The sequence below is a fragment of the Bacteroides sp. MSK.20.82 genome, from assembly GCF_019052485.1.
Classification (GTDB): domain Bacteria; phylum Bacteroidota; class Bacteroidia; order Bacteroidales; family Bacteroidaceae; genus Bacteroides; species Bacteroides thetaiotaomicron.
This window is the reverse complement of sequence record NZ_JAHQUN010000003.1, coordinates 200,816-215,517: the sequence shown is the minus strand read 5'-3', so window position 1 is coordinate 215,517 and position 14,702 is coordinate 200,816. Positions and strand designations below refer to the sequence as shown.

General features: G+C 41.3%; 11 protein-coding genes. 2 read left to right on the top strand and 9 right to left on the bottom strand.

The window, feature by feature from the left end; translation table 11 throughout:
* Positions 1-326 precede the first annotated feature (326 nt).
* The 9 genes from KTR07_RS04955 to KTR07_RS04915 form a co-directional block, all read right to left on the bottom strand.
* Entirely contained in the window at positions 327-713 is a 387-nt protein-coding gene (locus tag KTR07_RS04955) for a hypothetical protein (protein WP_008767211.1), read from the bottom strand.
* An 84-nt stretch (positions 714-797) separates the two neighbouring features.
* Positions 798-1,913 (bottom strand): hypothetical protein, encoded by a 1,116-nt coding sequence (locus tag KTR07_RS04950; RefSeq protein WP_008767212.1) that lies wholly within the window; start codon positions 1,911-1,913, stop codon positions 798-800.
* Between the two features lie 2 nt (positions 1,914-1,915).
* A complete protein-coding gene (locus KTR07_RS04945; RefSeq protein ID WP_008767213.1) occupies positions 1,916-5,131 on the bottom strand; it encodes a JAB-like toxin 1 domain-containing protein in 3,216 nt (1,071 codons plus the stop codon).
* A gap of 18 nt (positions 5,132-5,149) precedes the next feature.
* Positions 5,150-8,752 (bottom strand): hypothetical protein, encoded by a 3,603-nt coding sequence (locus KTR07_RS04940; RefSeq protein WP_162303087.1) that lies wholly within the window; start codon positions 8,750-8,752, stop codon positions 5,150-5,152.
* A 121-nt stretch (positions 8,753-8,873) separates the two neighbouring features.
* Positions 8,874-8,969 carry a smalltalk protein gene (locus KTR07_RS04935; RefSeq protein WP_008767215.1) on the bottom strand — a complete coding sequence of 32 codons (96 nt, stop codon included), beginning with the start codon at positions 8,967-8,969 and terminating at the stop codon, positions 8,874-8,876.
* A gap of 5 nt (positions 8,970-8,974) precedes the next feature.
* Complete coding sequence (locus KTR07_RS28615) at positions 8,975-9,106, bottom strand: hypothetical protein (protein WP_255309861.1); 132 nt, start codon at positions 9,104-9,106, stop codon at positions 8,975-8,977.
* Between the two features lie 190 nt (positions 9,107-9,296).
* Positions 9,297-9,815: an HU family DNA-binding protein gene (locus KTR07_RS04925; RefSeq protein WP_008767216.1), complete on the bottom strand. Its 519-nt coding sequence runs from the start codon at positions 9,813-9,815 to the stop codon at positions 9,297-9,299.
* A 183-nt stretch (positions 9,816-9,998) separates the two neighbouring features.
* The gene (locus KTR07_RS04920; protein WP_008767217.1) at positions 9,999-10,907 is read right to left on the bottom strand and encodes a DUF4373 domain-containing protein; all 909 of its coding nucleotides are present in this window, start codon (positions 10,905-10,907) and stop codon (positions 9,999-10,001) included.
* Between the two features lie 48 nt (positions 10,908-10,955).
* Positions 10,956-11,279, bottom strand: a complete 324-nt coding sequence (locus KTR07_RS04915) for a hypothetical protein (protein ID WP_008767218.1) — start codon at positions 11,277-11,279, stop codon at positions 10,956-10,958.
* A 444-nt stretch (positions 11,280-11,723) separates the two neighbouring features.
* Between KTR07_RS04915 and KTR07_RS04910 the strand changes: the two genes are divergently transcribed.
* Together KTR07_RS04910 and metG are read left to right on the top strand one after the other, a co-directional pair.
* Positions 11,724-12,449 carry a S24 family peptidase gene (locus tag KTR07_RS04910; protein ID WP_008767219.1) on the top strand — a complete coding sequence of 242 codons (726 nt, stop codon included), beginning with the start codon at positions 11,724-11,726 and terminating at the stop codon, positions 12,447-12,449.
* A gap of 143 nt (positions 12,450-12,592) precedes the next feature.
* A complete protein-coding gene (metG, locus tag KTR07_RS04905) occupies positions 12,593-14,632 on the top strand; it encodes a methionine--tRNA ligase (protein WP_008767220.1) in 2,040 nt (679 codons plus the stop codon).
* The last annotated feature ends 70 nt before the right edge of the window (positions 14,633-14,702 follow it).

Below are 14,702 nucleotides of genomic sequence, written 5' to 3'. Positions count from 1 at the left end.
ACGATTGAGGCAAATTAGTAACAAATTGAATCATTTGCAGATTTCGGTTTAAAAGAAAAGTATCCAAAGCACATCCTAGTTCTTTAAGGTAAATATTTTCCTTAATCTTATTTTTCGAGGGATAATATAGCTGATATCCTTTAATTCTATCAAATCTCAGGAGACACGTGTGAAATTCACTCCACAATTAGTATCTGGTACGCATTTATCACGTACTTCCTTTCTTATTTTTTGAAAATCTTCTTCATAGTCAAAATCCAGACTGTAATTGCCTTGTGTATCATAGAAGTAAGCAAACTTATAACCATTATCAGCTATCATCTCACCTAAATCAAACTCAATTTTAAACCATTTTTATTCTTCCAAAAAACAAACATTGCTCCTTTCTTAAATTGGAACGAAATTTCCTTTTTATATAAAGATAAATGCTGCAAAAACTCTTCCCGACCTGATACATTTTTATATGCCGCCTTATCAAAGTCATCAAATGATAAAAATGTGTCATCATTAACTTCATTCGTTATTTTCCAACAATAGTTCCAAAGTTCATTCACAGTAGGGTACTTCAAATTCGCACGAAAATACATCTTTACTTGACTGTATAAATCAAATTTAAAGTCATAATCAGTAGAAGTATCATATAAAGCTATACTTTTACAACTATATAGGACTAATAATAGTACGATTAATAAAATCCTAATTATCGGTTTCATTTATGATATAAATTAAAGATTTATAGGAATATTGCAAAATCTAATATACTCTCACTAAAAATCTTCTTCAGTTGTTGCTTCGCACTATTCTTCAAACCATTTATAGCGATGCTTATCCATCGCATATCCAGCTACTTCACCATTAGGATATATGTCGTATATACTGTCATTTACAAAAAAATGATACCAGCTACCAAAAGGGAAATATGCTGTAAATTCTTTATTCCAAACAATCCCTTGAATAGTATCAGGCATTTGAATAGTAGGTGCAGGCACATAACAAATGGAGTCGTAAAATAAATCATATAATTTGTGAACATATTCATGTGGAGACGTATCTTTCAATTTAATAGGTTGTTGTGCAGTGCTAAGATAAAAACTCATTCTTCCATGAGGAGCAATGAAATATAAACCGGGAGAATATTCATGAAATTCACCAAAATACCTATTGACTTCTACATCTGCCATAAGTGGCATTGAATATTCTCCGTTTTTTATTATAAAGCTACCATATAAATCAGGATTCAATCCTATCAAAAGACTAGAATCCGATTTATTATAGACAGACATATTTAATGAAATCTTATCAGGCGAAGAAAACTTTTCAGACTTCCCTTTTTCTCCATGAACACTTATATCATAAATTGCAATATCAATTACAGCGGAATCTTTATCTCCACCATTAAAATATCGTAAATTAGGATATTCCCAAATTTTAGTTCCATATTCAATTTGCTCAAAAGCAGATTTACCCGATTCCTTGTCTTTTACATATATCCAAATCCGTTGATCAATTTCGCGAGAATCAGGCATATCATCCTGAGACGATATGCCTAATAGTCTACTAATTTCCTTTTCACTTAGTCTCTTTTTACCTTCCAGATAAAAAAGAATATATTTATCTTTATATCTCATAGCATTTGTAGGCAAAATTAACCTAAGTTCATCCCCATTTTGACCAGTATCAAACCAAAAGCCACTTTGCTTAGGCCACATACTATATACATGAGTTTTTCTAGAATCAAACTGAGAAACTTTTAAAGTCTTCCCACAATCAGGATAGAAATCTATCACTGATTTTACATGTTCCAAAAGTATAGGATCTATACTATCGTCATTTGCCCCCTGACAGGCAACTGCCAGGGGAATAGTCAATACTATTGATACATATATCAAAGAAATAATCACTTTTTTTCTCATTATCATCTTAATTGTTGAAATATATATCGCATTAAATCATTCATGGAATTAACTTTAATAGAATATGTGCTATTGTTTTGATCAGTATAATTAATAATATTATCTTTATAATAAATACCATATCGTATATCTCTCAGCAATCTAGCATTATCCATATCCTCAGGTGAAGCAAAGGGATTATAAGGATGAGAATGGATATCTATTATTGGTATAAAGGTAGGAAATAAAGCCTCTTGCACTTTAGTTAATCCATACATACTTGAAACTCTATTCCTATTGTTATTTGTACCTAATATAAATGTTCTCTTTCCATCCATATAACCTCCCTTAAGAGTCCATTCCACACTTGTATTATCCGCAACAAATAAAAAAACATTAGCAGCATTATATACCGAGTTTGTCGTAGTGTAAAGCTTACGATCCCAATAGTCTCTCCCCTTTTCCCCTTTACTCGCCGTTAATCCCTGCAACATAGATTTATCAAACACCCGAATACTTTTCCAATTTGGATCAGGCTGCGTCGCTTTTTGAGAGGAATTAATACCACTTGCATATAAAACATCTACTATCCTATCAGTCTTACGCATCAAGTAAACTGCTCCATTTGCATTTACAACATAATCATCTTTTCCATCAGGGTCAATTCGTATTATTGGACTATTTTTACAGTAAGCATATAACCCCAAAGCAGGATATTTTTCTCCTGAAGGATCTACTGCATGCCATCTTCCCAACGAAGCATCATACATTCTCGCCCCATAATCATACCAATCCAAACCATTATCTCTGTTCAGTTCCTTGCCGTTATACTTATAAGGCTGAACATTATTAGACAATGATGAAGAAAGCAACCCTCCGAATGGATAATAGTCATTCACTTCCTCCACCGTACCATTTTGAGCGACAACCACACGATTATTACCTTGATGATCCTGAATAAAGTAATGAAATTGATTATTCGAAACGGTAATGTAACCATCTTCTGTCAACACCTTTATCAACACACCATTTTCATAGATCGCATTGCCACAATAGTCTGTTATGGTAGTGGCGTTTCCTGTCTTATACGTAGTACGGAGTTTTGTTCCATCAGCCGCGTAGAGGTAAGAAATACTGTTACCACCTTCAAACTGCACCTTCTCCGGCAAATTTAAACAATTGTATTGAATGTCAGCTATCTTTTTATTCAAATCTTTCGTCAAATTACCATTTACATCGTATTCATATTCTATCTCTTTACTTGCGCCATCCTTGAATTCCATACCGTTACCGAATACATGGCCCGTAGCATTGTCGTTGACAGACTCCAATTGGTTACCGTTGTAAACCAAGTTTAAGTTATCAATCAAGCCATAGCTCATTGTATTGGTTTGCCCGTAGCGGAGTAAACCGAGGATGTTTCCGTTCTTGTCATAACCCGTTACCTGTTCATTGAAACGATTCAAATTATTGCTTAATTGCTCTCCTTCACCGTAAATGGCATCTTTCAAGCGAGAAAAGCCGTCATATGTAAACTTATAGCCACGTAATCCGGCCTCACTTCCCGAATGCCAGATCATACTACTGATATTGCCATTATAACAGGGAACACCTACTCCATCAACATAGTGTAACGTTTGAGAAAAGTGCTGACTTTCGATTCCAGTCAGCCAGCCACGGATATTATAGGATAAACTCTCAGACACCTTATCACCATAATTCCTGCCAGTCAGACGCCCCAATGCATCGTATACATAAGTGATTTTATCGGTAAAACGCCCGTTCCAAGTATTGGCTTTCGTTAGTAACCTTGCACGATCATCGTACGTATAAACGGTTTCAAGGATATCCGTACCAATGTTATCCTGCTTTCTCAAGACATTACCTGTGAAATCATAAGCTGTATGACGATATCGCAAACCCTTTTCAGGATAATGACAGAGCGTTTGAATGACACGGCTACGATCATCGTAGTAGATTGTCTCTGTCAGCCAGTCATCTGTGCCAAGCAAACGTGTTTTCGTACTTGTGGTCAACCCCGAAGGATACAGAGTATACGGCGTATCATAGCCAACGGCTGCTACAAACGGATGAGCAGTCACATTCTCCGTTGGTTTGTAATTGTCATATACCGTATATTGCAATGGAGTGCGAGTTCCCGAAGGAAGATAATGCTCATTTTCCCAAGCGGCCAATTGCAGTTCGCCGCACGTTTGCTCTGCCGATAAAAGTATTTCACCGCTTTCTATTACACGATCATGAGAATCATAGAGAAAATAGCTCCATTTTTTTGTATCGGCAGTCCGGCGTGTTCCGTCCTGGCTCAAAACCAGACGGTCACGACAGTCATAAACCATATAAATGGGAGCGCAACCCGGGAGACGTTTGGAAATCATCCGGTTCAGTTTATCATATTCATAGCTGTATGCTAAGCTATGCAGCACGGAGATATCCGTCGTACCGGCCTCCGCCAGCCGATGGCTGGCTTCTGGAGGCAGTACATAACGGAGACAATTGCGGTCATCGTACACATAGTAGGTTGCCAAGCTATCTTCACCGTTGACAGATACAGTCAGAAGAGTTCGTTCATTGGAGTCGGTATAGGTTTTACTCCGATGCCCATCTTCGTCTGTTTCAACAATGACTTCCAGTTTCCCCGCTCCATAGAATCCTGAAGCGATCAATGAGCCGCTGGAAGAAACCTTATAGCACCTTACCTCATTTGTACTGTTCATCCCGTAAGTCACACGGACACTCTTATCACTGGTATGCCACGCCTTGCCTGGTCCCATCTTCCGGGAAACACGCATCAGTGGACTATCCTCATATTGAGTCAGATTATAAGCATATGCCTGTTCTCCCGTACCGTAGACACTCCAACGCTCCGGGGAAAACTTATCAAAGGCACCGTTGTTACCGGTCTTTGCATACGGAAGGTATTCCTTCTCTACTTGACCCATCATATTGTAGGTATAAGAAAGTACCAGATCCGCATTACCCCCAGGACTGCCGCCTACCTGTATCTCCTGTTCTTTACGGCCAAAACAGTCGGTATAGACAATATCACTGACAATTCGTGCCCCACCGCTACCCGTTTGGCTACTCGCATCCATATAAGTTCGCTCTGCCGTATAATTACGTGTTTTCGTATAACCTGTCGCTTGCTGCCCGTTCATGAAAAGGGAAAACGACAGCAGACAGAGTATTGACAAAGTTCGTTTCATCTCTATTGTTTTCATATTCTGTATCTTGTTTTATTAGTTATTAAGCTTGTTGTACTCATACGTTTTTAAAATATTACCATATTGGTCTTCCACTTTGATAACTCGTCCGGCAGCATCGTAAGTGTAATACTCTACATTTCCGCTCTGGTCAAATCGGGCATACACCGTACCGTCAGGATTATAAGAAGTGGCCTTAAAATTTGCTCCTTCAGGGACCAATGCCATATAAGAACCTTGAGTATTGGCAGTTACAGAGGTTATGTCTGTGTATTTACTTAGGTCAATATCATATATTTTCAATTTAGAAGAAGAAACGCTCTCAACGGTATATGGAACCTCACTTCCTGCATGGGTGATGCTTCCTGAAGCAGTTGCATTTCCGTCCAAAATATACAATCGCAAGTTTTTCATACCGGAAGCCGGAGTTAATTTGGGGAGATAAGCAAATTTGTATTTATCTACTTCACCATACAATCCGTACAAGTAATCGAATAATGATAGTCCATCAAATTGCATCATTGCCTCCATTGCACTTATAAATTGTCTCAAAATCTCAAACTTTGGATAGAGTCCTATCATCCGTTCATATTCTTGTTTAAACACATTAAATAAATCATAACATACAATATGTTCATAATAATATCTCGCCTGACTCAAATCCGGCTTACTTTTCACTATTTCTTCAGCAAATGAAGCTATAAAGGAATGGTCTTGCGAGTTCAGAAAGCGAAGAAAATGCTGATTATCCACTTCTTCTTTAAGTACTTCTATTCCTGACGCAAAAGTCCGTTGTTGTTTTCTCAAATAATTGATAGCAAATTTAAGATCAGCCTCATCTATCGCCTTTCCCACTCCCTTATATTTATCACTTGCCGTAGTTCCTATTACATCACACTCCAGTAACAGTTTCCCATAGCTGTCGTAAACACGGCTCTTCCGTTCTGTCCTCCCGTTGGTTTCCACCCACATCTTTGAGGCATATCGATAAGAAGCTTCTGTAGTATAGTTACTTTCCCCATGACTAAACAGTATTGTATCAACTACGCTCTGAGCATAAGCTTCCGGCATATCAGGAACATAAGTCAATACCTCAACTGGAGCTATGAAACCAATTTTTGATTCTCTGTCAACCTGATAGCGACACACAGTCTCATGTACTAATTTTTCATCAACAAGGATAAGTGACTTCACAACAGGCGAAAGAAAATTGGCTTCTTTCATCATAACAAAGACAGAATCTGCAGTGTCTGCCATATCCATCGCACGCTTCAGAACTTCAGTCCGTTCAATACCATCAGAGCCAATACGAATGACACAGGTGGGATACATCGACATCGGATTATCATAATAATATTTCGTCCGAGAATACGGAATATTTTCGTCACTTCTGTATTCTACTTCTTCTTTTAGAGCAGTTCTCCAGCCATATTGCAGATTGTAGAACTTGTCAGTATTAGTAGGAGATAATCGTGGTTTGATATTATACTCATAAATCTCTTTTCCTGTAAGATACGAAGTTCCCTGATTTCTATAAAAAGATTCCAAAGACTTCCCATCTAAATAAAAATCAGAGGGTTGCATTTGCGGAAGTTTATCTTCATAGTTGACATCAGTTTCATAAATGTATTGAATTTTCTTTAGCATCTCTCCATTAGTATCATACACTGCTTTCTCCCTCAACAAACCATTCTCCCAATATGGATAATCAGATTCGTTCACTGACGTAGGAGGAGATACTTGATAACTATAGACAGTAGAACCCCTACCGGATATAGTCTCCGTCACACATGAATAGTAAAGACCGTTATTACCCATATTTATCACCGGATAACCTTCCTGTATCACTCTGCTATACTCAATCCAGTCCGTGCATTCTGGATAAGAGATACTGACAACATTAGATAAAGGCTTATACACACTCACGCCTACTCTCGGATAACCGTAAGAAATGGTATCACTACGTCCATTTAATTCGTTACTGAATACCAATGACTTCAAACGAATTCCTCCGACTATACCCTTTCTCCCATAGTTTCTTTCATATTTGACTTCGATTTTCCCTCCATCCGATAAGACTATATTTTTCAGCGAGTTAAGAGTAGCATATATCTCATAATCTGTACACTCTTCATCCTCATCCTCCGCATAAGGATATCCCCACAAATCTACTCCTGTCTCCTTCCAAACTGGAAAATCAGACTTTTCATAATAATTGAATTCAATACCGGATGTTTTCTTGCCGTTTTTATCACAGAAAGCCAATCCTCTCGCTAATGCTCCTCCCGTGGACGAAACAGACGAAATTAGTTCCATATTTCGGTTGTACAAACTGATAGCAGATAAGCTAGAGGAAGACGAAAAATAGGCAAATTTTACAATATATTCAGGAAATACGATTCTGTTGAGCAATGGAGAATGAACTTTATAGCTTTTTCCTCCCCATATCTCTTTTGTTTTAACGTATTTAACCTCAGATAAACAGGCGTATATATAGTCTGCTGCTTCCTCCAAATACGAACCAGCCATATCCGCATTAAATCCGCCTATACGTTTACAATATGCAGCGAAACCTCTCAGACTTTCTCCCAATTCTTTTGATACACCATTCATTTTCGAAATGTTGGACAATACACCGACAATTCGATTGTTAGTTTTTATATATTCACTTTGTAGAGGTTGAATATTTATCCGGCTATATCTTTCAAAATCTTTTATTTTAGAGTCCACATTTTTAAAATCCAGCAAAAGAGAACACATATTCAAATAGTTTTGGGCTACCTCAATAGCAGAATAAAACCGAGATTTATACTGGTCAAAATCAAACGGTTGTTCTTTCACAGATTGACCATAGTGGTAAATCATCTTATATGAATCATAGATTTTCATAGTATGGATACTATCTAATGATAGATTTCCAAAATCTAAATCCATTACATCACCTTTATAGCAGAAATCAATCGGTGCTCCATTGTATGGAAGAATACGGGTAAGATGCCATGCCGAGGTATAACCGGAATCTGAAATAGCATTGGAAGTGGAAACATCCACATACTCAACATCTGCACATATTTCTCTCTGCCGGTAGATATAACGGTCACCATTATTATCTGTAATAGTCCAGCCTGTTATCTCTGTGGAAGTCCCTTCACACTCAATGCGAACATCTGTCTGTCCCAACGGCAAAGCATATATCTGTCTTTTTTCATTCATACGGATGATAAAATCCACCTTCTTCCCATTGAACACGACAGTAAAAATATCGCTTTCCCCATCCCGTTTACGAAGCCCCACAGTCCTTGCATCCTGTTCCAATGGAGTAACAGCATTTTCTGTCCACAGGTAGCCGTAACCTGATTTCTCATCGGCAAATCCACCACGCATTGTTCGGGTAACTATACCACCAACGTTAAGTGTCCAATTTTGACCTATTAAACCTTCAGGATCACTCACCTTCACTCCCTTTGCAATATAATCCAATGAAATAGGTAATTCATAATCACCTGACTTTAATTGATACAGAGGTACGGTGTAGTGGAACAATCCTGTTGCATAGTCCACCGTTACGTTCTTTCTTTCGGTCAGGTTCTGGGCTTCCGGACCAGGATTGAAATCCTGTGCCTTTCCGGATATAGTCACCAATAAAAAAATAATAATGTATATAGTTTTTCTTTCATAATCATTTGTATTTAATATCTCTAGTTTAGTTTTTCCGTTTGCCGGATCGCTAATCGATACCGGCAAACGGATAGTAGCTGCCTTACAAACTCATCGCATTAGCCCCCAAAACGCCTGCTACAGCCGACGCCACCGCGATAACCACCTTTAGGATCATATCCCATACTGATTTCTTCATTGCCATCATTTACCTCCTTTCTCGTTCTTTAAATAGTTTAGTTTACTCTGTGTTCCTACCGTATTTTCCTCCGGAGAAAGCGTACGATTCCCCTGCGTGGCGGAACAATGCACCACGATCAAATTGATAGTTCTCATGTTAATTGATAATTCTCTGTTTAGTTGATTGTCTTATTAAAGTCCTAGTCTTTAACCAATTATCATTAGTTAGTCTTTTGCTGGTTATCCTTAGTTAGCTCTAGTTTGTTTCTTGTTTCTTTATTTTTCTGTTTTACAGTTACAGTTCAGTCGTTAGTCTTATATTTCTTCCCGCGAAGCAAGAAACAAATTATACTGTCGGGTCCGGTGCTTCTCCATCATCTCCGCCATCGCTGCCACCACCAGGCTTGTCATTCGGATCATCAACCGATCCGCCGTCACCAGGCGCGGAGACCAGCTTGTCATAGCGGGCACACTTGGCACCCGTCACCATAGAACGGGTAGCGGTGGTACGGTCCAGATTCTTCGTCGTGGTAGGCTGGAAGCGGACGGTAAGCGTAGCCTGTGCAGCACTCACCTCATCGGCGGTCTCAACACCCCGGCCACGGGCACTCATCACCATGCGGAACGTTCCCAAGCCATCCACACTGACGCTTTCGGACGACTGAAGATGCTGCGCCATCACCGTCACCAGATTGTCAAGCGTATTTTTTACATCACCCGGAGAAAGGGAAGAATATGCGGCAATCTCTTTGGAAAGCTGTGCGGAATTGATATTTCCTGTACGAACTACATGGGGATAAAACAGTTTCTTCCCACTTTTCTTATCTTCCAGATTAGACTGGAAAGGTTTATATAATACTGGCATAATTGTAATAGTTTTTAGTTATTAATCTTTTTGTTAGTTTCTGTCGTTAAGCTTATTGACACTGCAAATATAAGGGCTTATTCTCAGCTATACAAGCGATTTCGGAAATGTGCGTTAATAAGTTAGTTAATACAAGAAATAAGCATATAACATATTGATATACATATATTTATCAAATTCATATTATTTATTCAGCACACTCAGCAAATAATGTCCCGGCAGTTTAATCTTCCCACCGCTTCCACGAATGACGCTAAAGCCTTTCCATATATCACCACCGATTTCACCGTAATTACTTTTCAGCACTATAGCATACTGTTCAGCAGGAGGAACACGAAAGAGTCGGAGATTCTCCAGCAGACCGGAAAAATTGCGGGGACATCCGTCCGGGGGAACCTGCATCCGGTCGATATCTTCCTGCGTCAGATTCCGTTTCCTCGTGGCAGATCGCTGATCGCATTCTTCTCTCATCCCGCCTCCGGCTCCTTCAGCTACTTTCTCTCCTTCACTCCCTTCTTCTTCTTCATCCCCTCCTTTTGCGAAAGGAGGGTTAGGGAGGATGTTTTCTTTCTTTTCTTTTTCTTTTCTTTTTATGAGAGCTGTTTTTGTTGCAGTATCCCGGGATGCCGTTGCAATATTCGGGGATACTGCAACATTTTCCCCTGTTGCGGCAACAGTATCCGGCTGCTCATCCGTTGTTTTCCCTTCCGGCAGCAGACAATAATCCGGACAGATATGGTGACGACTGCGACGTTTGGTGATGAAGAGATACTGCCGCTGGACATCCTCAGAAGTCAGAATGCTGTAACGCTCATAAAGCGCAGAGTCAAAAAGCCCGTATTCAAGAAACAGACGGATGACACGGCGGACGGTATCGTTGTCCGTACTGAAAAGCTGATCGGAAAGTTCGTCACAGAAATCGGTGTCGGCACGGACATAGTAGCCCTCGCCCGAATAAAGATAAGACATAATATAGATTAAAACGGTGAAAGCGGAATCGCCCTCACGCTTCATGACACGACGAACGATACGGTCGTGCATGAAGTCGGTGCTCAGGGGAAAGTAGTCCAGTCCCTGTTTGATTCTTCCCATAGTTGTATTGTTTTTATAAATAGTTTATCAGTCAGTTTTTTCATTTTGTTAATCAGTCAGTTCCGCTTCCACTTCACAAAGTTTCTGCTTTTTCCGCTTGATACTTGCCCTTACAGTCTGCAGGGCGGACAGAATCAGTTTCTGACGAAGATCGGGGTCTTTCGTAGAGGTGATAACGGGATAAGGTTCACGGTCATCACGTGCCAGCGTGCGCTTCTCGGTCTTCCTGTATTTCCGGCTGGCAGATTTGCGGCATTCCTTGCAGTAGTTGTTTGAAAGGCCGGTTTTCTTATCTACGTAAAAGGCTTCTGAAGGAAGCGTGTGTTTGCAACAGCCGCAAACGTAAAGTGTTTGTTTTTGTAATGTTTCCATTCCGGTTATTCTTTTTGATATACTTGATATGTTTTCAGATAAAAGGTAAGGCAGCCTGCGCACAGGAGGTTCACATCCTACACAATGATCATTGGCAACTTGCCCGTCAGATGTTAACAGCCATCACGTCAGCTGTTAATACCCAATATGACAACTGTTAACTCCTGACAAATCAACTATTAACAGCTGACAGCTCTCTTTTCGAAGGGGGAGAATGCGGTTTTTGAAAGTATTTCGCATCTTTTTCTTGTTTTCTCATGGTTTATCTAATTTTTATTTCTAATTTTGAAATCAAATATTCATTTCGAATACCACAAAGGTATAGAAAGTCGCATATATAAAACAAATGATTTTAGATATTAACGCTGAATTATTTTACAAAAGACTGTATATGAGGCGATAAGACAAGAATAAATATTAACATATAAAAAAGTAAGCAAAAACATGAATGAGAAACAAGCGGATACACTGCTGAATGTACCGGAAATCGTAAAGCGGGCGAAAATAGCGTTGAATCTGAAACGGGACAGTGAACTTGCATCATATTTAGGAGTAGCCAGAGCGACACTTTCCAATTGGTGCGCGCGAAACAGCATAGACTTTCCCTTACTGCTGAACAAGCTGCATCATGTAGACTATAACTGGTTGCTGACCGGAAAAGGAAGTCCGCTGCACGACCCGAAGTCTTTTGACAACGGAAAGATACGGGGAGAAGTAGAGACTATTCACAATTCAAAAACCACAGAAGCCATAGACGACCGGAGTGTGACGCTCTATGACATCACTGCCGCCGCCAATTTAAGAACCCTGCTTTCCGACAAGCGCCAATATGCGCTAGGCAAAATACTGATTCCGAGCATACCCGCGTGTGACGGAGCCATCTTTGTCAACGGAGACAGCATGTATCCCATTCTCAAATCGGGAGATATCGTAGGGTTCAAGGGGATCAACAATTTCAGCAACGTCATTTACGGAGAAATGTACATCGTGGCGTTCCACCTCGACGGAGACCAGTATCTGACGGTGAAATACGTCAACCGCTCGGAGAAGGAAGGGTACGTCAAACTCGTCAGCTACAATCCGCACCACGAGCCGATGGACTTGCCTGTAGACACCATTCAGGATATGGCAATAGTGAAGTTCTCCATCAGAAAGAATATGATGATGTAAAAACGGCACAGGCTAAACAAGCCTTTTCCACAGATTTCCTGTCACATTTCTTCCTGAAATCTGTGGAAAGCATTATCTTTGCACGTTGCAAACCGTATCTTTGCACATTGCAAGCAGTAAAATCATAAAATCACTCTATATCAATGGAAAAGAAATTCAAGAGAACCACCGTCACATCGGCACTGCCGTATGCGAACGGACCTGTACACATCGGTCACCTGGCCGGCGTATATGTACCGGCAGATATCTATGTGCGCTATCTGCGACTGAAGAAAGAAGATGTATTGTTTATCGGAGGTTCGGACGAACACGGAGTACCTATCACGATTCGTGCAAAGAAAGAAGGAGTCACTCCGCAGGATGTAGTAGACCGTTACCACTATCTGATCAAGAAATCGTTCGAAGAATTCGGCGTTTCGTTCGATGTATACAGCCGCACCACTTCGAAGACGCATCATGAGCTGGCTTCGGATTTCTTTAAGACGCTATACAACAAAGGAGAGTTTATCGAAAAAACATCCGAACAATATTACGACGAAGAAGCGAAAACATTCCTCGCCGACCGCTACATCACCGGTGAGTGTCCTCACTGCCATTCGGAAGGTGCCTATGGCGACCAATGCGAGAAATGCGGAACCTCCCTGTCGCCCACCGATCTGATCAACCCGAAGAGCGCCATCAGCGGCAGCAAACCTGTGATGAAGGAGACCAAGCACTGGTATCTTCCCCTCGACAAACACGAAGGATGGTTGCGCCAATGGATTCTGGAAGACCACAAGGAATGGCGCCCCAACGTATACGGACAGTGCAAGAGCTGGCTCGACATGGGATTGCAGCCGCGTGCCGTCAGCCGTGACCTCGACTGGGGTATCCCTGTGCCCGTAGAAGGTGCGGAAGGAAAGGTGCTGTACGTGTGGTTCGATGCTCCTATCGGATACATTTCCAATACCAAGGAATTGCTTCCCGACAGTTGGGAGACATGGTGGAAAGACCCCGAAACGCGTCTGCTCCACTTCATCGGAAAGGACAATATCGTATTCCACTGCATCGTATTCCCCGCCATGCTGAAAGCGGAAGGAAGCTATATCCTGCCGGACAACGTGCCGAGCAACGAATTCCTGAATCTGGAAGGAGACAAGATTTCGACTTCCCGCAACTGGGCGGTATGGCTGCACGAATATCTGGAAGACTTCCCCGGCAAACAGGACGTACTCCGCTACGTACTGACCGCCAATGCTCCGGAAACGAAGGACAACGACTTCACATGGAAAGACTTCCAGGCACGCAACAACAATGAGCTGGTAGCCGTATACGGCAACTTCGTGAACCGTGCAATGGTGTTGACTCAGAAATACTTCGACAGCAAAGTACCCGCCTGCGCAGAACTGACGGATTACGACAAAGAAACCCTGAAAGAATTTGCCAACGTAAAGGCAGAAGTAGAAAAGCTGCTCGACGTATTCAAATTCCGCGACGCGCAGAAAGAGGCGATGAACCTGGCACGCATCGGCAACAAATACCTTGCCGACACCGAACCCTGGAAACTGGCAAAGACCGACATGGAACGTGTAGGCACCATCCTGAACATCTCTCTGCAACTGGTTGCCAACCTTGCCATCGCTTTCGAACCGTTCCTGCCTTTCAGCTCGGAGAAACTCCGCAAGATGCTGAACATGGAAAGCTTCGAATGGTCGGAACTGGGAAGGAACGACCTGCTCCCGGTAGGACATCAGCTGAACAAGCCGGAACTGCTGTTCGAAAAAATAGAAGACAGCGTAATCGAGGCACAGGTACAGAAGTTGCTCGACACGAAGAAGGCCAACGAAGAAGCCAACTATAAGGCAAACCCGATTCGTCCGAACATCGAATTTGATGATTTCACGAAACTCGACATCCGTGTTGGTACCATCCTTGAATGTCAGAAAGTGCCGAAAGCCGACAAGCTGCTGCAATTCAAGATTGACGACGGACTGGAAACACGTACTATCGTATCGGGCATCGCAAAGCACTACCAGCCGGAAGAACTGGTAGGCAAACAGGTTTGCTTTATCGCCAATCTCGCACCGCGCAAGCTGAAAGGTATCGTCAGCGAAGGTATGATTCTGAGTGCCGAAAACAACGACGGTAGCCTGGCAGTTATCATGCCTCAGAAAGAGGTGAAGCCGGGCAGCGAAGTGAAATAAGCAATAAGCTAATAAGCCATCAACAAATGAGGAATGGAAGGATGGGGTGTCAAAATAGTAACTAAACTCT

Coding starts and splice junctions, on each gene's coding strand:
- KTR07_RS04955 (WP_008767211.1), bottom strand. CDS start 713: ATGAAACCGATAATTAGGATTTTATTAATCGTACTATTATTAGTCCTA.
- KTR07_RS04950 (WP_008767212.1), bottom strand. CDS start 1,913: ATGAGAAAAAAAGTGATTATTTCTTTGATATATGTATCAATAGTATTG.
- KTR07_RS04945 (WP_008767213.1), bottom strand. CDS start 5,131: ATGAAAACAATAGAGATGAAACGAACTTTGTCAATACTCTGTCTGCTG.
- KTR07_RS04935 (WP_008767215.1), bottom strand. CDS start 8,969: ATGAAGAAATCAGTATGGGATATGATCCTAAAGGTGGTTATCGCGGTG.
- KTR07_RS28615 (WP_255309861.1), bottom strand. CDS start 9,106: ATGAGAACTATCAATTTGATCGTGGTGCATTGTTCCGCCACGCAGGGG.
- KTR07_RS04925 (WP_008767216.1), bottom strand. CDS start 9,815: ATGCCAGTATTATATAAACCTTTCCAGTCTAATCTGGAAGATAAGAAA.
- KTR07_RS04920 (WP_008767217.1), bottom strand. CDS start 10,907: ATGGGAAGAATCAAACAGGGACTGGACTACTTTCCCCTGAGCACCGAC.
- KTR07_RS04915 (WP_008767218.1), bottom strand. CDS start 11,279: ATGGAAACATTACAAAAACAAACACTTTACGTTTGCGGCTGTTGCAAA.
- KTR07_RS04910 (WP_008767219.1), top strand. CDS start 11,724: ATGAATGAGAAACAAGCGGATACACTGCTGAATGTACCGGAAATCGTA.
- metG (WP_008767220.1), top strand. CDS start 12,593: ATGGAAAAGAAATTCAAGAGAACCACCGTCACATCGGCACTGCCGTAT.